Annotated in this window: 22 protein-coding genes; 16 read left to right on the forward strand and 6 right to left on the reverse strand. The window is 70.1% G+C overall.

Annotation, left to right across the window (positions count from 1 at the left end):
- Window positions 1-16 precede the first annotated feature (16 nt).
- On the forward strand, window positions 17-937 hold the full coding sequence (locus E6R60_RS10675; RefSeq protein WP_136326231.1) for a LysR family transcriptional regulator: 921 nt from the start codon (window positions 17-19) through the stop codon (window positions 935-937).
- A 37-nt stretch (window positions 938-974) separates the two neighbouring features.
- On the opposite strand, the gene E6R60_RS10680 is transcribed toward E6R60_RS10675, so the two are convergent.
- Window positions 975-1,418, reverse strand: coding sequence for an ATP-binding protein (locus E6R60_RS10680; protein ID WP_136326232.1), 444 nt, complete (start codon window positions 1,416-1,418; stop codon window positions 975-977).
- A 201-nt stretch (window positions 1,419-1,619) separates the two neighbouring features.
- On the opposite strand from E6R60_RS10680, the gene E6R60_RS10685 reads away from it, so the two are divergent.
- Both E6R60_RS10685 and E6R60_RS10690 read left to right on the forward strand, forming a co-directional pair.
- Window positions 1,620-2,480, forward strand: a complete 861-nt coding sequence (locus E6R60_RS10685) for a helix-turn-helix transcriptional regulator (RefSeq protein ID WP_136326233.1) — start codon at window positions 1,620-1,622, stop codon at window positions 2,478-2,480.
- A 24-nt stretch (window positions 2,481-2,504) separates the two neighbouring features.
- The gene (locus E6R60_RS10690) at window positions 2,505-2,711 is read left to right on the forward strand and encodes a DUF397 domain-containing protein (RefSeq protein WP_136326234.1); all 207 of its coding nucleotides are present in this window, start codon (window positions 2,505-2,507) and stop codon (window positions 2,709-2,711) included.
- Between the two features lie 42 nt (window positions 2,712-2,753).
- Here the strand turns inward: E6R60_RS10690 and E6R60_RS10695 are convergent, their stop codons facing one another.
- Entirely contained in the window at window positions 2,754-3,896 is a 1,143-nt protein-coding gene (locus E6R60_RS10695) for an 8-amino-7-oxononanoate synthase (RefSeq protein ID WP_136326235.1), read from the reverse strand.
- A 143-nt stretch (window positions 3,897-4,039) separates the two neighbouring features.
- On the opposite strand from E6R60_RS10695, the gene bioB reads away from it, so the two are divergent.
- The 4 genes from bioB to E6R60_RS10715 all read left to right on the forward strand — a co-directional run bounded on the left by bioB (window position 4,040) and on the right by E6R60_RS10715 (window position 8,087).
- The gene (gene bioB, locus E6R60_RS10700) at window positions 4,040-5,257 is read left to right on the forward strand and encodes a biotin synthase BioB (protein ID WP_136326236.1); all 1,218 of its coding nucleotides are present in this window, start codon (window positions 4,040-4,042) and stop codon (window positions 5,255-5,257) included.
- On the forward strand, window positions 5,250-6,554 hold the full coding sequence (locus E6R60_RS10705; RefSeq protein WP_136326237.1) for an adenosylmethionine--8-amino-7-oxononanoate transaminase: 1,305 nt from the start codon (window positions 5,250-5,252) through the stop codon (window positions 6,552-6,554). Before bioB ends, E6R60_RS10705 begins: the two co-directional genes overlap by 8 nt.
- A gap of 1 nt (window position 6,555) precedes the next feature.
- Window positions 6,556-7,245 carry a dethiobiotin synthase gene (bioD, locus tag E6R60_RS10710; RefSeq protein ID WP_136326238.1) on the forward strand — a complete coding sequence of 230 codons (690 nt, stop codon included), beginning with the start codon at window positions 6,556-6,558 and terminating at the stop codon, window positions 7,243-7,245.
- Between the two features lie 143 nt (window positions 7,246-7,388).
- Window positions 7,389-8,087: a class I SAM-dependent methyltransferase gene (locus E6R60_RS10715; protein WP_136326239.1), complete on the forward strand. Its 699-nt coding sequence runs from the start codon at window positions 7,389-7,391 to the stop codon at window positions 8,085-8,087.
- 265 nt (window positions 8,088-8,352) lie between these two features.
- Here E6R60_RS10715 and E6R60_RS10720 read toward each other — a convergent pair whose 3' ends face one another.
- On the reverse strand, window positions 8,353-8,724 hold the full coding sequence (locus E6R60_RS10720) for a fic family toxin-antitoxin system, toxin component (protein WP_136326240.1): 372 nt from the start codon (window positions 8,722-8,724) through the stop codon (window positions 8,353-8,355).
- Window positions 8,721-8,948 carry an antitoxin gene (locus tag E6R60_RS10725; protein WP_136326241.1) on the reverse strand — a complete coding sequence of 76 codons (228 nt, stop codon included), beginning with the start codon at window positions 8,946-8,948 and terminating at the stop codon, window positions 8,721-8,723. The genes E6R60_RS10720 and E6R60_RS10725 overlap by 4 nt, the downstream gene beginning before the upstream one ends.
- A 334-nt stretch (window positions 8,949-9,282) precedes the next feature.
- On the opposite strand from E6R60_RS10725, the gene E6R60_RS10730 reads away from it, so the two are divergent.
- From E6R60_RS10730 to mug, 7 genes are all read left to right on the forward strand, one after another.
- The gene (locus tag E6R60_RS10730; RefSeq protein ID WP_240802491.1) at window positions 9,283-10,563 is read left to right on the forward strand and encodes a cytochrome P450; all 1,281 of its coding nucleotides are present in this window, start codon (window positions 9,283-9,285) and stop codon (window positions 10,561-10,563) included.
- A 306-nt stretch (window positions 10,564-10,869) separates the two neighbouring features.
- Window positions 10,870-11,289: a GNAT family N-acetyltransferase gene (locus E6R60_RS10735; protein WP_136326243.1), complete on the forward strand. Its 420-nt coding sequence runs from the start codon at window positions 10,870-10,872 to the stop codon at window positions 11,287-11,289.
- A gap of 223 nt (window positions 11,290-11,512) precedes the next feature.
- Window positions 11,513-12,850: a hemolysin family protein gene (locus E6R60_RS10740; RefSeq protein WP_136326244.1), complete on the forward strand. Its 1,338-nt coding sequence runs from the start codon at window positions 11,513-11,515 to the stop codon at window positions 12,848-12,850.
- Window positions 12,847-13,866, forward strand: coding sequence for a hemolysin family protein (locus tag E6R60_RS10745; protein ID WP_136326245.1), 1,020 nt, complete (start codon window positions 12,847-12,849; stop codon window positions 13,864-13,866). Before E6R60_RS10740 ends, E6R60_RS10745 begins: the two co-directional genes overlap by 4 nt.
- 120 nt (window positions 13,867-13,986) lie before the next feature.
- The gene (locus E6R60_RS10750; protein WP_136326246.1) at window positions 13,987-14,829 is read left to right on the forward strand and encodes an SGNH/GDSL hydrolase family protein; all 843 of its coding nucleotides are present in this window, start codon (window positions 13,987-13,989) and stop codon (window positions 14,827-14,829) included.
- A 180-nt stretch (window positions 14,830-15,009) separates the two neighbouring features.
- On the forward strand, window positions 15,010-16,452 hold the full coding sequence (gene purB, locus E6R60_RS10755) for an adenylosuccinate lyase (RefSeq protein WP_206309370.1): 1,443 nt from the start codon (window positions 15,010-15,012) through the stop codon (window positions 16,450-16,452).
- A gap of 19 nt (window positions 16,453-16,471) precedes the next feature.
- The gene (gene mug, locus E6R60_RS10760; RefSeq protein ID WP_136326247.1) at window positions 16,472-17,023 is read left to right on the forward strand and encodes a G/U mismatch-specific DNA glycosylase; all 552 of its coding nucleotides are present in this window, start codon (window positions 16,472-16,474) and stop codon (window positions 17,021-17,023) included.
- 35 nt (window positions 17,024-17,058) lie between these two features.
- On the opposite strand, the gene E6R60_RS10765 is transcribed toward mug, so the two are convergent.
- Window positions 17,059-17,496 (reverse strand): hypothetical protein, encoded by a 438-nt coding sequence (locus E6R60_RS10765; protein WP_136326248.1) that lies wholly within the window; start codon window positions 17,494-17,496, stop codon window positions 17,059-17,061.
- Between E6R60_RS10765 and E6R60_RS10770 the strand changes: the two genes are divergently transcribed.
- Window positions 17,482-18,384, forward strand: a complete 903-nt coding sequence (locus E6R60_RS10770) for an ATP-binding domain-containing protein (RefSeq protein ID WP_136326249.1) — start codon at window positions 17,482-17,484, stop codon at window positions 18,382-18,384. The two genes, E6R60_RS10765 and E6R60_RS10770, sit on opposite strands and share 15 nt — an antisense overlap.
- Before the next feature lie 127 nt (window positions 18,385-18,511).
- Here E6R60_RS10770 and E6R60_RS10775 read toward each other — a convergent pair whose 3' ends face one another.
- Window positions 18,512-22,606: a hypothetical protein gene (locus tag E6R60_RS10775; RefSeq protein WP_136326250.1), complete on the reverse strand. Its 4,095-nt coding sequence runs from the start codon at window positions 22,604-22,606 to the stop codon at window positions 18,512-18,514.
- A gap of 915 nt (window positions 22,607-23,521) precedes the next feature.
- On the opposite strand from E6R60_RS10775, the gene E6R60_RS36650 reads away from it, so the two are divergent.
- The gene (locus tag E6R60_RS36650) at window positions 23,522-25,012 is read left to right on the forward strand and encodes a hypothetical protein (protein ID WP_168713578.1); all 1,491 of its coding nucleotides are present in this window, start codon (window positions 23,522-23,524) and stop codon (window positions 25,010-25,012) included.
- The last annotated feature ends 1 nt before the right edge of the window (window position 25,013 follow it).

Consider the following 25,013-nt stretch of genomic DNA (forward strand, 5'->3'; position numbering starts at 1 on the left):
CCAAAAGGAACGCTTAATGTACGACCCCACACGGCTCGCGGCGCTGGTGGCGGTCGCCGAGGCCGGTTCGATCACCAGGGCCGCCGCCCGCCTGGGCTACACCGCCCCGGCGCTCTCCCAGCAGCTCGCCAAGCTGGAGCGGGAGGCGGGGGCGCCCCTGCTGGTGCGCCATCACCGGGGTGCCCGGCTGACGGCGGCGGGCGAGCTTCTCGCGGGGCGCGCACGGCGGGTCCTCGACGAGATGGAGCAGGCGCGCCACGAACTGGCGGGCCTGGCCGGACTCTCCGGCGGACGCCTGCGGGTCGGCACCTTCACCACCGCCGGCATCCATCTGCTGCCCCCGGTCCTGAGCGCGTTCCGGCGGGCGCACCCGGACGTCGAGCTGGCGGTCACCGACTACGAGCCGCCGGACGGGGTGGCCGCGGTGGCGGCCGGCGAAGTGGATCTGGCCCTGAGTCACGCCTATGAGCCCGCCGCCGCCGCGACGACGCCGCCCCCGGGCGTCGTCTCCGAACCGCTCCTGGTGGAGGAACTGGTGTTGATCACGGCCGTCGGGCAGGTCCTGGCCGACGGCAGCGGCCGGCTCCCGGTGACGGAGCTCGCGGGCCGGCCCCTGATCAGCAGCGCCCCCACGCATCCGCCACGCCGCGGAGTGGAGAGCGCGCTCGCCGAGGCGGGGGCGCTCCCCGCCGTGGTCTGTGAGTCTCCCGGCTATGCGCTGGTATGCGCCCTGGTGAGCGCGGGCATCGGAATGGCGGTGGTGCCCGAGATGGTGGCCGCGATGTCGCCGACGCCGCTGTCCGTCCGCCGGCTGGAGCCGGCCGCGTTCCGCCGGACGATCTCGGTGGTGCACCGCGGAGACCGTACGAGCGCCGCGGCGGCGACCCTGCGGGCTCTGCTGCGCAGCGGATTCGGACGGGCCGCGGCCTCCCCGTGACGGCCTGCGGTGCGCATCCGGCGGGGACGAGGGCCCGTCAGTGCTCGACGGGGACGGCCACGGGGACGTGCCAGGGCAGGGCGATCCAGACGGTCTTTCCGCCGTCCGGGGTGGGGGTGACGGTCAGCCGGCCTCCGTACTCCTTGGCCAGCGAGCGGATGATCACCATGCCGCGGCCGTTGTCCTGCTGCACGGCCGCCGGGAGCCGCTGGGGCCGGCGGGGGTGGCTGTCCGTCACGCCGAGGCGCAGTTGCTCCTCGCGCTCCAGCCGGAGATCCACGGTGAAGGTGGGCGAGAGTCCGAAGGTGTGCTGGACCGCGTTGGTCGCGAGTTCCGAGACGATGAGCCGGACGGTTTCGCCCGTGTCCGTGCCCTCGGGCAGTCCCCATTCGGCCAGTACCCGGGCCACGTATCTCCGGGCCGTGGAGACCGAGACCGGCTCGCTCGGCAGAGTGACGCTTGCTTCTTGATGGTCTGCCATGGCGAGCCGTCCCTTTCCCACCCGGAAGCGACCCCGCGATCGATGGTCCGGGTTGTGCTTCGCGCCAGATTGCCACTGATGCTGCCTTCTGTAACGGCGATCCACCAAGATATGCATATATCTGTCGCTCGAAGCGGTGAACTCTGCCCCGGATGCCCCGTCAGGGCGGCACACTGTCCGCTCGGCAGGAGGGAGGCGCCCATGCGGCACGGCCCCGCGGTACGACGCCGCAAACTCGGGGAGGAGCTGCGGAGTCTGCGTCACGCGTCGGGACTCACGAGCCGGGACGCGGCTCGTCTGCTCGGCTGGCACCAGTCGAAGGTCAGCCGGATCGAGACCGGCGTGAGCGGGGTGCAGCCCCGTGACGTGACCCGGCTGCTCGACGCGTACGGCACGGAGGACCCGAAGCTGCGCGAGGTTCTGGAGGCCCTCGCGGGTTCCGCGGGCGGCGGGGGCGCGGGGTGGTGGCACGCGTACCGCGGTCTCATCCCGCCGCAGTACCGCGACTTCATCAGCCTCGAGTCACAGGCGCGCACCGCCCGCACGCTGGAGACGTCGGTGGTGCCGGGCCTGCTGCAGACCGCCGACTACGCCCGCGCGGTGACCCGGGCCACCCTCGACGGACTGCCCGTCGGACAGTTGGACTCCCTGGTGGAAGTGCGCCTGGCGCGGCAGGGTGTCCTTCGGAGCGATCCTCCGCTGAGGCTGAGCGTGGTCGTGGACGAGGCGGTGCTGCGACGCGAGGTCGGCGGCCGGCGGGTGATGCGGGAGCAGTTGCGCCACCTCGCCCGAGGGGCTCAACTTCCGCACGTGTGCTTCCAGTTGCTGCCCTTCTCGGTCGGCGGCTATGTCGGCCTCACCGGACCTTTCGTTATCTTCTCTTTTCCGAACACTTCTGATCTGGATGTGGTCGTTCTCGACCATTTGACGAGTAGCCTCTACCTGGAGCGGAAAGAAGACCTCGAGGCGTACAGCTCGGCCTTCCGCACCTTGCAGGCACACGCGCTGTCGCCGGAGCACTCGTTGGACCTGATCGCCGCAATCGGCCGCGACGATCGGTGACCCGGACTGCCCGAGGGGGGCTTCATGCCGGATGACCTCGCACAGCACGCGTTACGCTGGCGGCGCAGCAGCCGCAGCACGGGAATGAACAACTGCGTGGAGACCGCGCCCTTCGGCCGGCGGAGACTGGCCGTGCGCGACTCCAAGGACGTGTCCAGGCCGCCCCTGCGGTTCTCCGCGGCGGCTTGGACGTCCTTCGTCACCGCCCTGAACGGCGGTTCGGTCCGCTGAGCCGACGGCCCGGGCGTTCCGCATGACGGCTTCCCCGGCCGGTCAGCCGGCCGGGGCGTACCTCCGTATGACGCCCACCGCGTACGCGATCTGCTCGTCCGTCAGGTCGGCGCGCGCGGTCAGCCGCAGCCGGGAGATGCCGTCCGGTACGGACGGTGGCCGGAAACATCCGACCGCCATGCCTGCCGCACGGCAGTCGGCCGCCCAGCGGACGGCGGCCTCGGCCGAGGGCGCGCGTACCGAGACCACGGCCGCGTCGGGGCGGACCGTCGCCAGACCGGCCGCGGTCAGCTGCCCGTACAGCGCGGTGGCGACCGCACCGGCCCTGGCCGCCCGTGCCGGTTCGCGGCGCAGCAGCCGCAGGCTGCCCAGGGCGGCGCCCACGGCGGCCGGGGCGAGTCCGGTGTCGAAGATGAACGTACGGGCCGTGTTGACCAGGTGGTCGATGACCCGGGCCGGGCCGAGGACCGCCCCGCCCTGGCTGCCCAGGGACTTGGAGAGGGTGAGCGTGGCGACGACGCCGTCGGCGCCCGCAAGGCCGGCCGCGGCGAGCGCTCCCCGGCCGCCGTCCCCGAGCACTCCCAGGCCGTGCGCGTCGTCGACGAGCAGCGCGGCGTCCTCCGCGCGGCAGGCGTCGGCCAGCTCGGCCAGGGGCGCGGCGTCGCCGTCGACCGAGAAGACCGAGTCCGTGACCGCCAGCGACCGGCCCCGGTGCGCGTGCAGGGTCTTGCGGACCGCCTCCGGATCGGCGTGCGGCACGACCGCGGTCTCGGCCCGTGACAGCCGGCAGCCGTCGACGATCGAGGCGTGATTACCCGCGTCGGACACGATCAGCGAGCCCCTGCCGGTCAGGGCCGTGAGCGCCGCGAGGTTCGCGGCGTAGCCCGAGGACAGCACCAGGGCCGCCTCGAAACCGCAGAAATCGGCCAGTTCGCGTTCAAGCTCGGCGTGGAGCGCGGTGGAGCCCGTGACCAGCCGGGAGCCGGTGGCGCCGCCGCCCCAGCGGCGCGCCGCCTCGGCGGCCGCGGCGGTCACCTCAGGATGCCGGGTGAGGCCGAGGTAGTCGTTGCTCGCGAGGTCCAGCAGTTCCGGTACGGCGGGCCGGGGCCGGAGCGTCCGGACGAGTCCGGCGTCCGCGCGGCGGCGCGCCTCCTCATCGATCCAGTCGAACGGGGCGAAGGACATGGGCGGGTCCCTTTTGTAGGCAGCTCACAGACCCTAACCGGGGGTGCGGCCGGGCAGGGTGTGGCCATGCACACACCCTCTGCGGGCTCTGTTGTCCGGTTCCTCCTTGGCTCGGAGCGGTGCCGTGCGTCAGGATCATCGCCATGGACCTCCTGAACACGCTGGTGGACAAGGGGCTGCGGCGCGAGCTGCCGACCCGTGAAGAAGCGCTCGCCGTACTGGCGACCCCGGACGACGAACTGCTCGACGTGGTGGCCGCGGCCGGAAAGGTGCGCCGTCAGTGGTTCGGACGGCGGGTGAAACTGAACTATCTGGTCAACCTGAAGTCCGGGCTCTGCCCCGAGGACTGCTCGTACTGCTCCCAGCGGCTGGGATCCAAGGCCGAGATCCTGAAGTACACCTGGCTGAAGCCCGACGAGGCCTCGAAGGCGGCCGCCGCCGGAGTGGCCGGGGGCGCCAAGCGCGTCTGCCTGGTCGCCAGTGGGCGGGGCCCGACCGACCGGGACGTCGACCGGGTGTCGCAGACCATCGAGGCGATCAAGGAACAGAACGAAGGCGTCGAGGTGTGCGCCTGCCTCGGCCTGCTCTCGGACGGCCAGGCCGACCGGCTGCGGTCGGCGGGCGCCGACGCGTACAACCACAACCTCAACACGTCCGAGGGGACGTACGGGGACATCACGACCACCCACACCTACGCCGACCGGGTGGAGACGGTGCACCAGGCGCAGGCCGCGGGGCTCTCCGCCTGTTCAGGCCTGATCGCGGGGATGGGCGAGAGCGACACCGACCTGGTGGACGTGGTCTTCGCCCTGCGGGAGCTCGACCCGGACTCGGTGCCCGTCAACTTCCTGATCCCCTTCGAGGGCACGCCGCTGGCCAAGGAGTGGAATCTGACGCCGCAGCGCTGTCTACGCATTCTGGCGATGGTCCGGTTCGTCTGCCCGGATGTGGAGGTACGACTGGCGGGCGGGCGCGAGGTGCATCTGCGTTCGATGCAGCCGTTGGCACTGCACCTCGTCAACTCGATCTTCCTGGGCGACTATCTGACCAGCGAGGGCCAGGCGGGACAGGCCGACCTCGACATGATCGCGGACGCCGGCTTCGAGGTGGAGGGCGCGGGCACGACGACGCTGCCCCGCCACCGGGTGGACGCCGGCGGCGGCTGCGGCTCGCACGCGGGCGGCTGCGCACCCTGCGGCGACGGCCCGGAGGCGGAGGCCGCCCCCGCGGAGACCGCTTGCTCGGAATCGGCGCGCTCGGGCTCGGCTTCCCCGGAGGCCGCTGAAGCCCAGGGGCCGCGTACAAACCTGGTGACGGTCCGCCGTCGGGGCGCGGGGACGGATCTCGCACCCAATGCCTGAGCCGCTCTCCCCTGCCGGGCTGCGGGCCCTGGACCGGGCCCACGTCTGGCATCCGTACGGGCCCATGCCGGGCCGGCAGGAACCGCTGGTCGTGGAGTCCGCGTCCGGCGTCCGGCTCCGGCTCGCCGAACCCGCCCACGGACAGCACGAGTTGATCGACGGCATGTCGTCCTGGTGGTCGGCCGTGCACGGCTACAACCACCCGGTGCTGAACGAGGCGGCACGCGACCAGCTGGGCCGGATGAGCCATGTGATGTTCGGCGGGCTCACGCACGAGCCCGCCGTGCGGCTGGCCGCCAGGCTGGTCGAGATCACCCCGGAGCCTTTGCAGCACGTCTTCCTCGCCGACTCGGGCTCCGTGTCGGTCGAGGTCGCCGTGAAGATGTGTCTCCAGTACTGGCGCTCGGCCGGGCGGCCCGCCAAACAGCGGCTGCTGACCTGGCGCGGCGGATACCACGGGGACACCTGGCAGCCGATGTCGGTGTGCGACCCCGAGGGCGGCATGCATGAGCTGTGGTCGGGGGCGCTGCCCCGCCAGGTCTTCGCGGACGAGCCGCCGTCCGGCTTCGACGCGGAGCCGGACGACGCGTACGCGACGCATCTGCGTGAGCTCATCGCCCACCACGCCGACGAGCTGGCAGCGGTGATCGTGGAGCCCGTGGTGCAGGGGGCGGGCGGCATGCGCTTCCACTCCCCCGCGTACCTGCGCGTGCTCCGGGAGGCCTGCGACGCGCACGGCGTGCTGCTGGTGTTCGACGAGATCGCCACCGGTTTCGGCCGCACGGGCAAGCTGTTCGCAGCCGAGCACGCCGGGGTCTCCCCCGACGTGATGTGCGTGGGCAAGGCACTGACCGGCGGCTATCTGACGATGGCGGCGACCCTGTGCACGACCGCGGTGGCCGACGGCATCTCGCGCGGCGAGGTGCCGGTGCTGGCCCACGGGCCCACGTTCATGGGCAATCCGCTGGCGTCCGCGGTGGCGTGCGCCTCGATCGATCTGCTGCTCGGCCAGGACTGGGCACAGGAGATCAAGCGGATCGAGGCCGGTCTGCGGGACGGCCTCGCCCCTGCCGCGGAGCTGCCCGGGGTCCGTGACGTGCGGGTTCTCGGCGCGATCGGCGTCGTCCAGCTCGATCACGAGGTGGACATGGAGTCCGCGACCCGGGCGACGGTGCGCGAGGGGGTGTGGCTCAGGCCGTTCCGCGACCTCGTCTACACCATGCCGCCGTACGTCACCGGTGACGAGGACGTGGCGCGGATCTGCCGTGCCGTGTGCGCTGCGGCGCGGGAGGGCTGAGATGAGCATTCTGGTCGTGACCGGAACGGGCACCGAGATCGGCAAGACGATCGTGACCGCGGCCGTCGCGGCGGCCGCGGCGGGTCGTCGGGTGGCGGTGCTCAAACCGGCCCAGACGGGCCTGGAGCCGGGTGAGCCGGGTGACGCCGCCGAGGTGGCGCGGCTGGCGGGCCGCCATGTGACGGCGGTGGAACTGGCCAGGTTCCCCGAACCGTTGGCGCCCGCGACAGCCGCCCGGCGGGCCGGAATGACACCGGTCCGCCCCCACGAGATCGCCGAGGCCGCCGAGAAACTGGCGACCGAGCACGATCTGGTGCTCGTCGAGGGTGCGGGCGGCCTGCTCGTACGGTTCGACGATGACGGCGCGACCCTGGCGGACGCGGCCCGGCTGCTGACCGCACCGGTCCTGGTGGTGGCGCCCGCGGGGCTCGGCACGCTCAACTCCACGACGCTGACCTCGGAGGCGCTCCGCGCCCGCGGGCTCGACTGCCTCGGGGTGGTGATCGGCAGCATGCCCGCCGAGCCGGACCTCGCGGAGCGCTGCAACGTGGCGGACCTTCCGGTGGCGGCGGGCGCCCCGCTGCTGGGCGTGGTCCCGGCGGGCGCGGGAGCTCTCGACCCTGCGGACTTCCGCGCCCGGGCCGGGAGTTGGCTGGACGAGCGGCTGGGCGGGAGCCGGCCCACGGGCTGAACGGTGCGGGGCACAGGACGGGGTGCGGCGGAGGGGGCAGAATCGAGGTAGCCGAACCTTTCAGCCGTTCCGGCCGAGCGGGCTCGCGGGGCGCACGCCCTCGTCCCGGCCCGGGCGGACGGCATCCGTCGAGGAGGCCCGCCATGCGGTTGCGGAGCGCGAAGGTCCAGCAGGACGCGGTGCACCACCCCGTCTTCGCCCGTTTCTACGCCCGCATGAGCGTGGCCGCGGAGTCTGCGGCGGGTATGGCCGGGGTGCGGGCCGAGCTGTTGTCCGGCCTGTCGGGGCGGGTCATCGACATCGGGGCGGGCAACGGGCTGAACTTCGCCCACTACCCGCCTGCGGTGTCCGAGGTCGTGGCGATCGAACCCGAGCGCACACTCCGGCAGTTGGCGGTGCGGGCCGGGCTGCGCGCCGGAATCCCGGTGGACGTCGTGCCGGGCACGGCGGAGGCGCTCCCGGTGAAGAGCGAGGCGTTCGACGGAGCCGTGGCCTCGCTCGTGCTGTGCACCGTGCGCGATGTCCAGCAGTCACTCGCCGAGATCCGGCGCGTCCTGCGGCCGGGTGGCGAACTGCGCTTCTTCGAGCATGTGCGGGCCGACGGCCGGGCCATGGCAGCCGCCCAGCGCACCCTGGACCGGACCTTCTGGCCGCTGGTGGCCGGCGGCTGTCACACCTCGCGCGACGCGCTCGCCGCGATCGAGGCGGCCGGGTTCGAGGTGGAGACGTACCGGAAGGTGAGGATGCCTCCGGGCGGCATCGCCCTTCCCACGTCCGCGTGCGTGCTGGGTGCGGCTCGACGGACCGCGGTGGTGGACCGGGGGCCGAGCGGCCTGCGCTGACCACGTACCGCCGCCCGTGCGCGTGCCGGTGCCGCAGGCAGCTCGACGGACGACGGTTGGTGCGCCAGGGGCCGGGCAGCCTGCGCCGACCACCTGCCCACCTCCGTGTGCGTCCGGTGTCGGAGGCGCGGCTCGACGGACGACGGTTGGTGCTCCCGGAGCCCGGCCGCGAGGTCTGCGCCGACCGGCGCACGAGCTTCAGGAGGCGGACCGCTGATGGCGGGCACACCGCCCCGTCATCGCAGCGGCCCGGCCCCGGTCCGCGTCACAGGCTCCACTGGCGCAGTTCGTCGGCGATCGCGCGCACGTCCGCCTTGCCCTCCTTGACCAGCAGGGCCAGGTCGCGGACCTGTTCGGGCGAGGTGATCACCTTCAGCCCCGAGGCGACGAGATAGCCGTAGGCGACGGCAGAGGCGAACATCGCGTTGGAGCGCTCCAGCGCCGGCACATGCAGCAGCAGTTGAAGCAGCGCCGCCGCTCTGGCATGCGGGTCGCTGTAGACCGGGCTGCCGAAGATCTCCGCCTCGTGCCGGGCGACCGCGGCCACCAGCGCGCCCCAGTCGGTGACCTGGGGGTCGCCGGGTGTCTTGTGCTCGGCGACCATGAGCAGCCAGGAAAGCTGGATCCGAAGGTTCAACGGGTGCCTTCGCGCTCCGGGCCGAACTCCTCGGCGAACACCGTCTCGTACTGCTTCATGAAATCGGCGGCGGCCTCGACGAAGGTGTGGCCGACCTCCCCCGTGTCCTGTTTGACGAGTTCTTCTATGTAGCGGTTCACGCTCATCCCCCTCTGGAGCGCGCGCTGCCGCGCGGCCTCGGCGGTGGCCTCGTCCACTCGAACGTTCAGCTGCGTCTTGGGCACTCCCCCACGCTAGCGCCAGACCGCTAGCACCGGCAAGGGGAACGGGACCCGGCCGCACCCGGGACAGCCCGCCGGGCCCTGGTGCGCCGGCCCACCTCCAGCCCCGGCACACCCCCGCCACCTGGCATATCACCGCCGCCTGCCGGCCCGCGCACGCCACCGCCGGCCCCCGTAGCGTCGAAGGATGAGGGACGGATACCGCACCCGGCCGCCCCCTTCTCCGAACAAGTGGTCATAATTCCTGGTCAGGCAGCCGAAGTCGGCGCAGTCGGCCATGTCCTGGCGGCAATGCCTGCCAACCGACCAGATCTCGCGACGACTCATGGAGTGCACATTGAGTACGACGTTCCGTTCCCGTATCACCGCCCGGCTCGGGCGCACCTACCTGGCCAGGATCCAACGGCACGGAATCGGCTCCTCCACGATCAAACTGCTGCCGGAGGAACTGCTCATGCTCCTGCGCCGCGACGGTCTCGATCCCGTGAGCCGAGTGGCCGCGACCCGGGCGAGCGCCCCGGTCTCCAGGGTGGCGCTGCCGTTCGGCATGGATGCCTGGGTCGTCACCGGCTACGAGGAGTCGAAGGCCGTGCTCGGCTCCGCCGAAGGGTTCAGTACGGATTTCGCCCACCTCGCCGGCAACGCGGGGATCGCCGCCGAGCAGAGCCCCGGCGGGCTGGGATTCAGCGATCCGCCGGTACACACGCGGCTGCGGCGCATCCTGACGCCGGAATTCACCATGCGCCGCCTGCGGCGACTGGCTCCCCGCATCGAATCCATCGTCGAGGAACGGCTGGACGCGATGGAGGCCGCCCGCGGGCCGGTCGACCTGGTGCACGAGTTCGCGCTGCCCGTCCCCTCACTCACCATCTGCGAACTGCTGGGGGTGCCGTACGAGGACCGGAACGACTTCCAGCAACTGGCCATGGACCGCTTCGACCTCTTCGGAGGGACGACCGCGCCCTTCGGCGCCATGTCCGCGTCGCTGGACTACTTCAGGGGAGTGGTCAGGGCGCAGCGTCGGAAGCCCGGGGACGGGCTGCTCGGCATGATCGTGAGGGAGCACGGGGACAGCGTCGACGACGAGGAGCTGGCGGGTCTCGCCGACGGAGTGCTCACCGGCGGCTTCGAGACGACGGCCAGCACGATCGCCCTCGGCTCGCTGGTCCTGCTGGAGAACGAGGACGTCCTCGCCCGGCTGCGTAACGACGACACGATGACCGCGCCGTTCGTCGAGGAGGTCCTGAGGTACCTCTCGGCCGTCCAGATGGCATTCCCCAGGTTCGCCCGTGAGGACATCGAGATAGCCGGGGTGCTCATTCCGCGCGGTGACATGGTTCTCTGCTCCCTGAGCGGCGCCAACCGCGATCCGTCGTACGTCATCGACGACGGGGGCTTCGACCCGCACCGCGCGACACCGTCGGGCCACCTGGCCTTCGGCCACGGCATCCACCGCTGCATCGGCGCCGAGCTGGCCCGCATGGAACTGCGCGTGGCCTACCCGGCGCTGGCCAGGAGGTTTCCCGGCATGCGGCTCGCCGTCCCGCGGCAGGATCTCAGCTTCCGGAAGCTGTCGATCGTCTACGGCATCGACTCACTCCCGGTGCACCTGCGCTGAGCGAGGCGCGGCCGAGGGGGCGGGCGCGTCAGCAGGCCCCCGGCTGAGCAGGCACGTCAGGGGGCAGGCGCGTCAGGGGGCGCGGCTGAGCAGGCACGTCAGGGGGCAGGTGCGTCAGGGACCAGGCGCGTCAGGGGGCGCGGCTGAGGGGGCGGGACTGGGCGGGCGCGGTCGGGGATACGCGATTGAGGGGGCGGAGCTGGGGTGCACGCGCGGTTGAGGGGCCGCTGGGAGTGCGCCCGGGCGTCTCCATACGGATCCGGAATCTGTTCGCCCACCGGATTGACGTTCTGCTTGGGTTGACCCATGAGTGACCTTCACATTCGCTGCGCCGACCTCGACGACATCGACGACATCCTGCGGTTCTGGCGCCGGGCCGCAGAGGGCACGAGCATCAGCGACGACCGCGACGGGGTGTCCAGGCTCATCGTCCGGGATCCGGAAGCCCTGCTCCTCGCGGAGCGGGACGGCCTGCTCGTGGGCACCGTCATCGCCGGGTTCGACGGATGGCGATGCCATGCCTACCGGCTGGCCGTGGATCCCGGATTCCGCCGGCAAGGCATCGCCACGGCGTTGCTGGAATCGGTGGATGCCCGCTTCACCGCGCTCGGAGGCCGCCGGGCCGACGCGATGGTCCTGGAGGCCAACGCACGCGCGCAGCAGGCCTGGGCCGCGGTCGGCTACCACCGGGAGGACCACTGGCGGCGCTGGGTGAAGCCGCTCTGAGCGCCGGGCGGGTCGGGGAGCGGCCGGCTCCGGGAACGCCGCCCGGGATCCCCGCACCACTTCCCCACCACGCCACTTTGCCGATCCTTTACCATGAGTACCCCTCTGTCGATCCCTTTGAAAGGTGTGAGCGTCCGCCCATGGGCGAGCCTCCCAGTAGCCGATATCGCCGAGATCGCGCGATCCTCCCGCCCCTGCCCGATCATGAGACGGAGGTGAACCGATGACCGAAGTGCTTCTGCTGCTCGTGGCCGTACTGCTCTCCCTCGCCTGCGGCGCCTTCGTCGCGGCCGAGTTCTCTCTGACCACGGTCGAACGCGGCCAGCTCGAACGGGCTGTGGAACGGGAGGAGCGCGGTGCGGCGAGCGCCATGAAGGCGGTACGCAGCCTCACCTTCCAGCTCTCCGGCGCCCAGCTGGGCATCACCGTCACCAACCTGGTCGTCGGCATGCTCTCCGAACCGTCCATCGCCAAACTGATCCGCGGCCCGGTCGAGGCCATCGGTCTGTCGCCCGGCGTGTCCTCGTCCGTGGCCCTCGTGATCGGCACCGCCCTGTCCACCGTCTTCCTCATGGTCGTCGGTGAACTCGTCCCGAAGAACTGGGCCATCTCCTCGCCGCTCGCCATGGCGAAGGCGGTGGCCACCCCGCAGCGGGCCTTCACCGCTGTCTTCCGGCCTTTCATCAGCCATCTCAACAACACGGCCAACCACATCGTGCGCCGCTTCGGGCTCGAGCCGGCCGAAGAGCTGGCGTCCGCCCGCAGCCCGCAGGAGCTGGTGGCGCTCGCCCGGCACTCCGCCAAGGCGGGCGCCCTGGAAGCCGACACGGCCGAGCTGTTCGTGCGCACCCTCAACCTGGCGGAACTGACCGCGGAGAACGTGATGACCCCGCGGGTGCAGGTCACCGCGCTGGAGCTCCAGGCGACAGCGGAGGACGTCGCCAACGCCACGCGGGCCACCGGACTGTCCCGTTTCCCCGTGTACCGGAGCAGCCTCGACACCGTCGTCGGCGTCGTCCACATCAAGGACGTGCTGGCCATCCCGGCCGAGCAGAGGCCCCGTAAGCGGGTCTCGGACATGCTCCGCGAGCCGCTGCTCGTACCGGAGACGCTGACCGTGGACCGGCTGCTGGACCGCCTCTCCGGCAAGCTCGCCATGGCGGTCGTCATCGACGAGTACGGCGGCACGGCGGGTGTCGTGACGCTGGAGGACATCGTCGAGGAGGTCGTCGGCGAGGTACGGGACGAGCACGACCCCCACGAGACGCCTGATCTCGCTCCGGCCGGTGAGGACGCGGACGGGCGCAGGCTGTGGTCGGCCGACGGCGCTGCCCGCACCGACCAGCTGGAGAGGATCGGACTGAGAGTGCCGGACGGACCGTACGAGACCCTGGCCGGGCTGATCGCCACGGAGGTGGGCCGGATCCCCGCCGTGGGCGACTCCATCGAGCTGGCCGGCTGGCGCCTCGACGTGGTGGACGCCGCCGGGCGGCGCGCCGCACGGGCTCTGCTGCACGCGCCGCTGCCCGGTTCCGACGAGCCGTCGGAGGACGAGCGATGACCGCCGTACAGCTCTTCATCGGTCTGCTGACCCTGATCGCGAACGCCTTCTTCGTCGGCGCGGAGTTCGCTCTCATCTCCGTCCGGCGCAGCCAGATCGAACCGCTGGCCGAGGACGGGAACCGGCGGGCGCGCAGCGTCATCTGGGGCCTCGAACACGTCTCGGCGCTGCTTGCCGCCGCGCAGCTGGGCATCACCCTGTGCACGCTGGTCCTGGGCATCGTCGCCGAGCCCGCCATCGCGCACCTGCTGGAGCCCGTCTTCGACGCCGTCGGGGTGCCGCACGGGCTGGTCCATCCGATCTCGTTCGTGATCGCACTGTCCGTGGCGACCTACCTCCACATGCTGCTCGGCGAGATGGTGCCGAAGAACATCGCGCTGGCCGAGCCCGTGAAGACCGCGCTGCTGCTCGGCCCGCCGCTGGTGACCCTGGCCCGGGCCCTGCGTCCGGTGATCTTCGCGATCAACGCCTTCGCCAACGGGCTGCTGAAACTGCTGAGGGTCGAGACGAAGGACGAGGTGTCGGCCACCTTCTCGGACGACGAGCTGGCCCGGCTCGTCAAGGACGCGGGCGACGCGGGGCTGGTCGACGACCGCGCTGCCGAGCGGCTGCACCATGCCCTGGAGCTGGGGCGCAGGCCGGTCCGCGATGTGGTGCTGCCGGTGGACCGGGTGACATACGCGAGGGTCGGGACGACGCCTGAGGAACTGGAGCGGCTCTCGTCCGAGACGGGATTCTCGCGGTTCCCCGTCATGGACAGCGAGCAGCGCATCCTGGGCTACCTCCATGTGAAGGACGCCCTGGACGTGGCACCCCGCGACATGCCGTTCCCGGTCACCGCGATGCGCCCGATCGCCCGCGTACGGGCGGCGACGCCGCTCGACGACGTGCTGACCGCTCTCCGGCGCAGCCGTACGCATCTGGCCGCCGTTCTGGACGAGGACAACCGGCTGGCAGGCATGGTGACGATGGAGGACGTGCTCCGCGAGCTGGTGGGCCGGCCCCAGCCGCGCTGAGTCCGCCCCACGGTTCCGCACCTCTCCCCGGGGTGCGGAACCGTCCCCGGTCGGGGCCGTCCGGCACCTGCCGCCGCATCCGGGAAGGCGCCGCCCGGGCCGCGATACGATCGCAGGGCCATGGAGATAAATGCCGAATACACCAGTCTCGTCGCGGTAGGCGATTCGTTCACCGAGGGCATGTCGGACCTGCTGCCCGACGGTTCCTACCGAGGCTGGGCCGACGTCCTCGCCACCCGGCTGGCCACCCGTACACCCGGATTCCGGTACGCCAACCTCGCTGTACGCGGCAAGCTCATCGGCCAGATCGTGGACGAGCAGGTGGACGTGGCTGCCGCCATGCAGGCAGACGTGGTGACGCTGGTGGGCGGCCTCAACGACACCCTGCGGCCCAAGTGCGACATGGGTATGGTCCGCGGCCGGCTGGAGGAGGCCGTCGAGCGTCTCGCCCCCTCGTGCAAGAAGCTGGTCCTGATGCGCAGTCCCGGTCGCAACGGACCGGTGATGGAGCGCTTCCGGCCCCGCATGGAGGAGCTCTTCTCCCTGGTCGACGACCTTGCCGCCCGGCACGGTGCGGAGGTCGTCGACCTCTACGGAGCTCCGGTGCTCGGCGATCCCAGGATGTGGGACGTCGACCGGCTGCATCTGACCGCCGAGGGGCATCGCAGGGTGGCGGAGGCCGTCTGGCAGACGCTGGGTCTGCCGCCGGAGACCGACTGGCAGACGTCGCTGCCCCTCGACACCCCGGCGCGCTGGGCCTCCCGGCGCGTGGACGACGTGCTCTTTGCCCGCCGCCACCTTCTCCCCTGGATAGGACGGCGTCTGACCGGGCGCTCCTCGGGTGACGGCCGTTTCGGAGCGCACTTCAGCTCCGAGCTGGGACGGGCGTTCTGGGTCACCCCTGCGGACGCCGAATCCCCGGGCCCCGTCGCCACCTGGAAACGGATCGACGTAAGCGAGTAGCCGGCCGCGGTCGCTCGTGCCCGAACCTGCGCGCCCGCCCGTACCCGAACCTGAGCGCCCGCCCGGGCTCGTACCTGCGCGCCCGCCCGTGCCCGAGCCTGCACGCCCGCCCGGGCTCGTAGCAACGCACAAACCGGGGGCGGCGTCGACCTGCATAAACCGCCAGTAGAATCTGCACACGTGACTGCTGTGTCTGCGAAGCCTCGCATCCCCAATGTCCTGGCCGGCCGCTACGCCTCTACGGAGCTGGCTGTCCTCTGGTCCCCCGAGCAGAAGGTGAAGCTGGAACGTCAGCTGTGGCTGGCGGTGCTGCGCGCCCAGAAGGACCTCGGGATCGAGGTACCCGACGCGGCCCTCGCCGATTACGAGCGTGTCCTCGACCAGGTCGACCTGGCCTCGATCGCCGAGCGCGAGAAGGTGACCCGGCACGACGTCAAGGCCCGCATCGAGGAGTTCAACGCCCTCGCCGGCCATGAGCAGGTCCACAAGGGGATGACGTCCCGCGACCTGACGGAGAATGTCGAGCAGCTCCAGATCCGGCTGTCGCTGGAGCTGATGCGCGACCGCACGGTGGCGGTCCTGGCCCGGCTCGGCAAGCTCGCCGGCGAGTACCGGGAACTGGTCATCGCCGGCCGTTCCCACAATGTCGCCGCGCAGGCCACGACGCTCGGCAAGCGCTTCGCCACGGCGGCGGACGAGCTGCTGGTGGCCTACGGACGGCTGGAGGACCTGCTGGGCCGCTACCCGCTCCGCGGGATCAAGGGCCCCGTCGGCACAGCCCAGGACATGCTGGACCTTCTGGGCGGAGACGCCGCGAAGCTCGCCGAACTGGAACAGCGCATCGCCGGTCATCTCGGCTTCGCACAGGCCTTCACTTCTGTCGGCCAGGTGTACCCGCGCTCGCTCGACTACGACGTGGTGACCGCGCTCGTGCAGCTTGCCGCGGCGCCTTCCTCGGTTGCCAAGACCATCCGGCTGATGGCCGGCCACGAGCTGGTGACCGAGGGCTTCAAGCCGGGCCAGGTCGGCTCGTCGGCCATGCCGCACAAGATGAACACCCGCTCCTGCGAGCGCGTCAACGGCCTGATGGTCATCCTCCGGGGTTACGCGTCCATGACCGGCGAGCTGGCGGGCGACCAGTGGAACGAGGGCGATGTGTCCTGCTCCGTGGTCCGCCGGGTGGCGCTGCCGGACGCGTTCTTCGCGTTCGACGGTCTGGTGGAGACCTTCCTGACGGTGCTCGACGAATTCGGAGCGTTCCCTGCGGTCGTCGCCCGCGAGCTCGACCGCTACCTGCCCTTCCTCGCCACGACCAAGGTGTTGATGGGCGCGGTCCGTGCCGGTGTCGGCCGTGAGGTGGCCCACGAGGCCATCAAGGAGAACGCGGTGGCGTCCGCTCTCGCCATGCGGGAGCAGGGTACGGAGCGCAACGAGCTGCTGGACAAGCTTGCGGCGGACGAGCGCATCCCGCTCGACCGTGGGCAGCTGGACGAGCTCATGGCCGACAAGCTCTCTTTCACGGGGGCGGCGGGTGACCAGGTCACCGCTCTCGTCACCCGGATCGAGGAGATCACCAAGCAGCACCCGGAGGCTGCCGGCTACACACCGGGCTCGATCCTCTGACACGCCGGGCCACCTGCCGATGACACCCGAAGAGCTTCTGGCCGCCCGTGACCGCATTGTTCCCGATGTGGTCGCGGGCGGCTTGCGCGTGCTGTTCTGCGGAATCAACCCGAGCTTGATGACGGGTGCCACGGGCCATCACTTCGCCTTTCCCGGTAATCGTTTCTGGCCGGTGCTCCACCGGTCGGGGTTCACTCCGCGCCTGCTCAAGCCGAGCGAGCAGTCCGAGCTGCTCCGCTACGGACTGGGCATCACCAATGTGGTCGCCAGAGCCACGGCCCGCGCCGACGAACTGTCCGCCGAGGAATTCCGCGCGGGCGGCCGGCTCCTCATTTCGAAGGTCGAGGAGTTGCGGCCGCGGTGGCTGGCCGTCGTCGGGATCACGGCCTATCGGACGGCATTCGGCGAGCGGCAGGCCCGCATCGGGCCGCAGGACCGGCGGATCGGCGGGGCCCGCGTCTGGGCGCTGCCCAACCCCAGTGGCTTGAACGCTCACTGGACCTTGAGTTCCATGGCCGACGAATACGCGCGCCTCCGGTCAGCCGTCGACGTGGACGCCGCGAACCCCTGACACCGCCCCGCGCACCCGGCTGCTCATTCCAGAGGTCACGGAGGATCGATCTCGGTCACCACCACGCTGAGCTCGCACCCGGGACCCCCCTCCTCCAGGTACAGCGCCAGGGCGATCCACCGGGTCCCTATGTGCCAGAGCTGGAGATACTCGCACCCTGCAACGGTCTCCGCCCACGGGTCGGGTATCTCCTCCCCGGACATCATGCGCTCCTGAGCGCTCCACATGCTGATCAGCTGCGGATCACCCCAGCGTGCGCCCAGCACGGTGACCAGCGCCTCGTGCTCCGCGAGACACTGCGCACGGTGCTCCAGCCGCGCCGCCTCGTCGTCGTCCCAGCGATCGTCGTCGGCGTGCAAGGACGCCGTGTGGTAGCCGGGCCCGCTGACTCCCGAACCCGATCGGATGCGATCCACGGGAAACTCTCGGGTGCGCATCCCGTCGATGAGGCGGAGGTGATGTGCGGTGGTCATGCCGTCAGTAAACCGTCCGGGACTGACAACGGGAGGGGACGACTGCGTTTTGAGACGCTTTCAGCCACCTTCGGTCACCGCCTTCCTCAGCAGGTCACCGAACTCGCCCGAGCTGCCCGCCAGAAGAAGCACACCGTCAGCATCTTCACCCACACCAACATCGCAACCACCTCCCTGTCCGACGCCCTGAACGCGGCCGGCCTGGTCCACGAGCAGGTTGGTTTCACCGAGGCCCACGCGGAAGCACTCTCCGCCCAACTCGCCCTCGTCCAGTTCGCACTCGGGCAGAAGGGCGTCCAGGTCCGGCGGGCGCTGGCCGTGTTCGTCACCGCTTGCCTGCGCAGCCGAGGGCTTTCCCCTCTCGCACGGCAGATGCTGGACCAGTCCAACCCCGTGTTGCAGCGTGCCTTGCGGGCCCTCGCAGAGGATCTACGCTCGGCGGGATGCGGCCCCAACGCCGACACCGACCGCTTGGCCGAGATCGTCACGGGCGCCTACGCGCGCATCGGCACCTTCCGTGGCCAGGAGGCCTGGCTGCAGGCCGCCCCCATCGCCCGCCGCGCACTGCGCCTGCTCAAGCAGGACCAGAGCCTTACGGCGATGGCCGAGGAACTTCAACGTGCCCGCGACGAGACTCTAGTGGGCGACACGCGGCCGCGCCCGCGCCCGGTGCAGGTGATGAACCTCCACCAGACCAAGGGACGCGAAGCCGACACCACCATCCTGCTGCTGGCCGACGACGAGTACTACGGCCCGGAAGGCGAACCCTTCCCCAGCGGCTCACGACTGCTCTACGTCGTCATGACCCGCGCCCGCCACCAGGCGCACCTGGTCGTCCCGGCCAACTCCCACCCTCTGTGGGCCCCCCTCGTCACCGCTCTGGAGTGACCCGCTCGCCCGTTGGTCCCCGCCGCATACCTTTCCCGACGTCGCAAGGACTGCCCGCAGTTGGCTCGGTGTCTCAGCTGGTGTGGGTATGGGGGCGAGGTCGGCCGCACGGCTTCTGCGGCATCGGTCAGGGCAGGGTGCAGTCGAGGGTGAACACTGCGACTGGAACCCCTTTGAGGTCTCGTTGCCTCTGGGCCTGTTGTTGCTGATGCCGGTCAACCGACTCGAGTGTGTGATGGGTGGCGGGGCACGATCGTCGCTTGGCTTCTGCCCAGCGGTCGCAGTCGAAGTAGCCGGTCAGCAGGATGCCCGCGGTTCGGGGGGTGTGGAGGTATCGGTCGACGAGCTGGTGTTCCAAGGCCGTGGGCAGGCTGCTGTTCCAGCAGCCTTTGCACTCGATCACTACCTTGACGGGATCGTGTCCGCTGTCCGGCGGGGCGGGGACCTCAATCTGAATGTCGGTGCGTCGGCCAGCGAGGCCCGGACGGTCGAGCTGGACTTCTCGGTTGACGACCACGCGGTGACCACCGATGTCCTGCATGAGGAACACAGCGAGGATGTCGCTCAGATCCTCCTCCCAGCAGGGCCACCACTCAGCCTGGGCCGCGGAGGCGTCCGATCGGTTCCACAGGGCGATGCTCAAGCCGTTGGGTCGGCGCAGGGTGTCCTGGAAACGGTCGAGGGCCTCCAGCACGAGCGCTAGGAGGTGCCCTTCGTCCGTGACCCAGCGGCGCTGGTGGGACTGTTGCGCGAGTGCCCTCATCTGAGACGGCGATACCGGCGCATGTTGGGCTTGCGCGGCTGCCAGGGCGGTCCGCCGGGCCAGGCGGCGCAGGCGCCACAGCCCTGTCTGGGTGGCCAGACGGTGCAGCTGGTGGGCTGCCTGGGGTGTGTTCTTGGCTTCTAGCAGAGAGGGTATGGACCGGATCAGCTCGCCGAAGCCGTCGTCACCGCTCCAGCCGGAGCGCAGGGGCGGGTCCAATGTCTCTGCTGTGACATGGCGGGCGAGCGAGAGATACAGCTCGGCGAGAGCTTCCTCGTTCAGGTTGGCCAGTTGGTGCGGCTGACTGCAGTGGGGCACGAGGGGCTGGCCGAGCCGGCCGATGTATGCCTGGGCGAGCCCATCGTCGGTGAGACGCTGGTGTACAAGAGGCCACAGGCTTGGCAGGGCTGGGCAGTACAGCAGAATCTGTGCCGCCATGAGCCATCGGTTCAGGGTGTCGGGTGTCGCTGTCGGTCCCGACGGGTCGCTCTCGAGGGCCGATTGCAGGCGCACGAGGGCGCAGGGGTTCCCGTTGGAGGCGAGGGCGCTGGTGACGCTCTGCCAGTGTTCAGGGTTGCGATCGGCTTGGTCGGTCCAGGCGTTGAGAGCGTCGAGGACGTCTGGCTGTGTATGGGCGCCGAGCGAGCGGGCCAGGTCATGTGTGGTGGTGGGATCGGTGTGGGGGTCGCGAAGAACGTCGTCGAGCAGCGCAAGCAGTGCCGGGCCTGCGTGCTCGGCGCAGACGGGCAAGAAGGCGTCCTTGATGGTTTGGGCTGCAGCGTTGTAAGCGTGTGTGGTGGCCAGTGCAAGACTCCAGCCGGCCCAGCAAGCAGGAGAGGTCTGAGGGAGCTCGTCCGGGGTGCCCAGAACAGCGAGGGCGCTGAGCTCCAGCGTCAGCGCCGGATTGAGGTTTCGGCCGTAGGCCAGCAGTTCAGGGGGCAGGAGCGGCGCGGTCGCCAGGACGTGCCGGGCGGCGGCCATCAACTCAGCGCCGAGGTGGCTGTCTCGGGCCGGGCGGGAGGGGGCGTGATGTGCCCACAGCAGCAACGGCTCCAGCCACAGGTGAGGGAGGTCAGCTCCGTCACGAGTGCATCGCATCTCGTTGATAACGGCGGCCCAGGCGCGGCGGATGGTCTCAGGTCCGGCGGTGTGGACGGCGCCGAGGGCTTCGCGCAGCCGTGCCTCACTGTAGGTGGGGCTCTGGTCGCAAGGGGTGTCGACTTGTCGCTGGGGTTGCGGGTCGGGGTCTTGGTCCCACCTCGAGGTGAGGTGTCGGAGGGTGGGGTGGGCGCTGCGAGCTGCTTCGGCCCGGGCTTGCAGCTCGGGGTTGGCGGGCGGGGCGATGGAGACGAGCAGCCGGGCGAGTGGGGCTGGCACTTCGGCGAGTTCGTCCCAGTGCTCCATCCAGTAGAACGCGTCGTCGTATGTGGTCAGGCAGCCGTGAGGGACGGCACCCAAGATATTGAAGAACTGATTCTCGTCCGTGTGGTTGAGCAGGTGAAGTGTCACGGCGCGGCGCAGGCTGTGCTGCGCGCGCAGGGCCTCGCCCAGAACCTGTTGCTCGGTGTGGCCTTCGAGGCTGTGCAGGATGGCGCTGTGGCTGGCCAGGCCGGTGAGAGCCTCGCCGATGAGGACCTCGGGCTGGGGCACTCCGGTGAAACCGTGGGTGCCGGCGAGTGTGACCGCGCGGCCGATCAAGTTGGTGGCTAGGACGATGCTGCGCCCGGGCAGAGGCTGTTGCAGCGTGTCGCGGGCCCACAGCAGTGCCTGAGCCGTCTGGGCAACGGTCAGCTGATCGGATATCTGTGAGCGCAGCATCCACGCGTGGCCGTAGAAGTCAGGGTCTGGATCACGCACGAAGTCGAGCAGTTCACGCAATTGCAGGTGGGCGGGCCACAGTCGGTCGAGGGCGGCAGCAACGACTTCCGGCGAGGAGTCGTGGGCGGCCAGTTGTCTGATCCGGTCCACTGTGTGGCTGTCTGCGGGGCGGAGATCGGCGACGGCCTGGAGGGCGAGGGCGCGTCGTTCCTCGGACAGGCTGGTTCTCTCGGCGGCCAGCAGGAGGACGTCGGTCAGCTCCGGGCGGGGACAGCGTCGGGCTATGTGCAGTGCGATGGTCGTTGCGAGTCTGTCCGCGTCTGGTTGCAGGCGGGGCATGAGTTGCTGGGGCAGTTGGGGGTGGTCGAGTCGGTGCAGGGTGTTGTCGTCGAAGTCGAGGGTGTCGTCTTGTTGCGCCAGGCTGAAGAGGGCCTCCACGACCCGGGCCCGGTCGGCGGCCGTTCGTGCGGGCAGATCGGCCAGTAGCAGCACCAGCGGATCGTCACGCAGCAAGTCCTCGAAGAGGGTGTTGTCGCTGTTGCTGCGCCAGGCGGCAACTTCGCGGTGGGCGGGGTAGATGTGCCGGGCCGCGCCGTCTCCGACCCATAGCAGGCCGGCCTGAGCGCGTGGGTCGACTTGGTGGGCATGCAGGTAGTGGGCGGCGAGGTATTCCTGGTAGCTGCGGTGTGTGAAGGTCCACCGCAACATGCCTACTGGTTCGAACAGATGGGACTCGGTCAGTCGGCGCAGTTCGTCGGTTGTGCATGAGACCTGGCTGCCTTGCAGGCCGGGCTCCTGCCCGCCTTCCAGCTCGGCCAGGGTGATCTCTCCACTGCTAGGGATGTGATGGGGTTCATCGCTCAGCACGTTGTGGGCGCCGAACTGCATCGCAGCCGCCACACGGGCGGCAACCGGCAGCAGACGCTGGCCCGTTGGCTGGGATCGCAGTTCACGAGTGTCGGCCGGACGCCTGCTCTCGGAACACAGTTGCAGGCAGGCCTGCTCGTAGGCGTCGGCCGCAGTAGCAGGCAACGTCCCATGAACACGGTGGTACTCAAGTAGCTGCAGCAACGTGACCGGAGCCATGGCCAAGTGCGTCAGACCGCGTTCGCGCAGCACCGTGGTGAAGAGTTCGGCATCCAGACCGTAGTGCTCAGCGGCAACGGCAATGTCGCTGACGCTGAGAGGGGTCAGGATCATGTGCTGCACCTGGAGTGACTGCGGCCAGTACCGATTGAGCGTGTCCTGCAGAGTGTCGGGCCAGCGCCCCGTACGGCAGCTGAACCGCAACCGGACGCGGCCTCGTTGGTCAGCGGAAAGCGAGTCGATCCAGTCGGCGATCAACCCGCCCAGGGCAGGCAGCGCATTCAGGCCCTCATCGACACTGTCCAGGAAGACCCACCACTCCCCCGCGCCCTGGGCCTCGGCGGCATCAGCCAGCGCCGACCTGACCTGGAGCTCGGTCTGGCACCGCCCCAAATTGACCCATCGCGTTGCAGCCTGGCCCGCCTCCAGTGCCTGGCATTCCTGCATGAGTGCCAGTGACTTGCCGGCACCCCGCTCCCCGAACAACGCCAGCACCGGTACATCCCGCAACTCCTCCAGCCGCCGGCCATGGCCGCTCTCCGTCGCAGCGGGCAAGCTGGTCCTGTTCCCTCGGAGTGCGGAATCCGCTAGCGGCGCTGTCTTCCTCGCCCAGGGATAGACCACGCCCGGCAATGGTGCTGTCGTCACAGCCACCAAGCGTAGAGGGCAGCACTGACAACACCTCGCTCCTGTGGCCTCTGCGGAACCGCTCCTCCTAGCACCCGGTGGATCGAGCTCTTTGCCGCTTCGGCTGCAAATCGTGGTCGGTCTGTATGTCAGGGGCCGGCAGTCGATCACTTTGACGCGAACCTCGGACGCCCGCTGGGCGGCGGGGTATCTGTTCTCGCTCGATCTGTGCCGGTTGTGGCGGGGCGAGCAGCGTGACCGTTCTTCGGAGTGTCACTGGTCGCAGTCAAAGAAGCCGACAAGGGGGATGCCCGCGGTGGAGGCGACGAGCTGCTCGGCGAGGGCGGCGGTGAGCAGGCTGCGGTTCCAGCAGCTTTGGCCTCGATGACCACAGGGAACGGTTCCGTAGCTGGGAGGACATAGGAGTTCTCACACCATCCGCGGCAGTCTCAGCCCACTTGCAGGAATGCAGTTCAGGCGAGCCTTTATACCGGAAACTAGCCTTTTGACCGTCTCATCTCACCCGCAGGACAGCAGGTAAGAGCTGCGCGGCTACCGCAACACTGGTGAGACCTCACACTCATGGTTGACACGGTAGCCGTCCCCAGGGCGTGGGCCCGCGTCAATTCCGGATCGCCGCGGCCCGGGTCGAAGGTGCGCCGCACTGGTGCAGCGGATCTTCCATGGCCCGTTCACGCTGGCTCGCCGTGCGCAGTCCGCACGTCGCAGGGGCGGGGATGGCCGGAGATCCCATGCGGCTGGTGTTCAGGCTCCGTAACTGGCTCCTGGAGGCGGTGGTAATGGGCAGGACAGCATAGCTGCGGGTGGGGGATCCTGGAGCCTATGACATGGGCACCAGGCAGTCGGGCGGTCCGGGATCGGGACTATGTGGCGCGGGTTCGCAGGCACCGGCCCAGTGCCCTGCTGCCGCTGATCGCGGAAGCGTCGGCTACCTACGCGTTGGAGTCCTCGTGGCTGGAGAGCCCGGGCCGTAAGTACATGCCGTGGGCGCTGGCTGACGCTGCCCGGGTTTCGCTGGTATGCGGGAACGAGTACCGCAAGGACGCGAGCGAGGCGGACCTGCTGCAAATCCTGGACATGCACTCGCAGTTGGAGGAGCCCTACCTCTACGACCACGACAACGACGGGGATGCTCTGGCTCGGTTCATGCTGCGCGCCGCCGGGGAGCAGATGATCTACCAGGAGCCGGTGGGAAGGGAGCTGGGGCGTGCCGCGGCGATGCTCACGCAGACGACGGGAACGCGGGAGGCGCGGTGCCTGCGTCCGGGCTGGGAAGAGGAGTTGCTGGGCACGAGCCTGTCGAACTATGTCGGCATCGCCCAGCTGTTGTGGGCGTCGGCGATCAACTACGCGGGCCGGTTCGATCCGGCGTCCTTGGAGGCGCCCGGTGCCGAGCGGATCTGCGCGGAGATCCCTGCCTCGACCATCCTGTCGGTGGCCGGGAAGCACTTCGTGACCGATACGGCCGCCTTCCGGCAGGCCAGCGAGCGGGCGCAGCTGACCACCGATCCGCTCCTGCGCCGCTACGAGTACAACCCGCTGCGTACTACGCCCCTGGTTGAGGGCTACGGCCCGGGCTTGCTTGCTCCGGTCAGCCAGCTGGTTCCGGCCAAGGCCAGCCCGCTGGGCATCTACTACACCGGCGTCGCCCGGTTCGGTAATGCCTTCGCGCAGGACCTGGGCGACCTGTTCGAGGCCTACGTCGGCCGCCAGCTCGGGCTGCTGCCAGAAGCGACGGTCCTCCCGGAGATCACCTACGGCCAGAACCGGTCGCTCAGCGTCGACTGGATCGTCGTCACCGAGGAACTGGTGCTGCTGGTGGAGGTGAAGTCCGTACGGCCCACCGCCCACCTGCGGCTGGCCACCGAGCGCCGGGTCGAGGAGCTGCAGCGCATGCTCGGCCGCGCCTATGAGCAGATCGACAACACCGCCGCTCTGATCGCGAGCAGACGCAAGGAGTTCGCTGGGGTGCCCACCGACCGGCCCGTGCAGGGGCTGATCGTGACGATGGAGCCGTTCCACATCGTCAACGCCCCCATGCAGCGGCCATTCCTGCCGGCCACCACGGTTCCCGTGACGGTGTGCAGCATCGGTGAGCTGGAGGACATGGTCACCATCACCGACGCCCCCGTCGGCCGGCTCCTGCTGGAGCGGGATGCCGACGCTCGGCGCTCCACCTACGCCCTGCGCGAGGCGTTGTCGGGGCACGACCACGCCCGTAACCCTGTCCTGGACGGCGGGTGGAGCAGCTACCCCTGGAGCCGTGGCGCAGCCGGACACGAGCCGTCCGAGTCCGCTGGTGCGGCGCTGTAAA

This window comes from Streptomyces sp. A0642, from assembly GCF_004795105.1.
Taxonomy (GTDB): Bacteria; Actinomycetota; Actinomycetes; order Streptomycetales; family Streptomycetaceae; genus Streptomyces.

Bases quoted from the DNA above. Each gene is read 5' to 3' on its own strand.
- E6R60_RS10675 (WP_136326231.1), top strand. From the start codon at position 17: ATGTACGACCCCACACGGCTCGCGGCGCTGGTGGCGGTCGCCGAGGCC.
- E6R60_RS10680 (WP_136326232.1), bottom strand. From the start codon at position 1,418: ATGGCAGACCATCAAGAAGCAAGCGTCACTCTGCCGAGCGAGCCGGTC.
- E6R60_RS10685 (WP_136326233.1), top strand. From the start codon at position 1,620: ATGCGGCACGGCCCCGCGGTACGACGCCGCAAACTCGGGGAGGAGCTG.
- E6R60_RS10690 (WP_136326234.1), top strand. From the start codon at position 2,505: ATGCCGGATGACCTCGCACAGCACGCGTTACGCTGGCGGCGCAGCAGC.
- E6R60_RS10695 (WP_136326235.1), bottom strand. From the start codon at position 3,896: ATGTCCTTCGCCCCGTTCGACTGGATCGATGAGGAGGCGCGCCGCCGC.
- bioB (WP_136326236.1), top strand. From the start codon at position 4,040: ATGGACCTCCTGAACACGCTGGTGGACAAGGGGCTGCGGCGCGAGCTG.
- E6R60_RS10705 (WP_136326237.1), top strand. From the start codon at position 5,250: ATGCCTGAGCCGCTCTCCCCTGCCGGGCTGCGGGCCCTGGACCGGGCC.
- bioD (WP_136326238.1), top strand. From the start codon at position 6,556: ATGAGCATTCTGGTCGTGACCGGAACGGGCACCGAGATCGGCAAGACG.
- E6R60_RS10715 (WP_136326239.1), top strand. From the start codon at position 7,389: ATGCGGTTGCGGAGCGCGAAGGTCCAGCAGGACGCGGTGCACCACCCC.
- E6R60_RS10735 (WP_136326243.1), top strand. From the start codon at position 10,870: ATGAGTGACCTTCACATTCGCTGCGCCGACCTCGACGACATCGACGAC.
- E6R60_RS10740 (WP_136326244.1), top strand. From the start codon at position 11,513: ATGACCGAAGTGCTTCTGCTGCTCGTGGCCGTACTGCTCTCCCTCGCC.
- E6R60_RS10745 (WP_136326245.1), top strand. From the start codon at position 12,847: ATGACCGCCGTACAGCTCTTCATCGGTCTGCTGACCCTGATCGCGAAC.
- E6R60_RS10750 (WP_136326246.1), top strand. From the start codon at position 13,987: ATGGAGATAAATGCCGAATACACCAGTCTCGTCGCGGTAGGCGATTCG.
- mug (WP_136326247.1), top strand. From the start codon at position 16,472: ATGACACCCGAAGAGCTTCTGGCCGCCCGTGACCGCATTGTTCCCGAT.
- E6R60_RS10770 (WP_136326249.1), top strand. From the start codon at position 17,482: ATGTGCGGTGGTCATGCCGTCAGTAAACCGTCCGGGACTGACAACGGG.
- E6R60_RS10765 (WP_136326248.1), bottom strand. From the start codon at position 17,496: ATGACCACCGCACATCACCTCCGCCTCATCGACGGGATGCGCACCCGA.
- E6R60_RS36650 (WP_168713578.1), top strand. From the start codon at position 23,522: ATGACATGGGCACCAGGCAGTCGGGCGGTCCGGGATCGGGACTATGTG.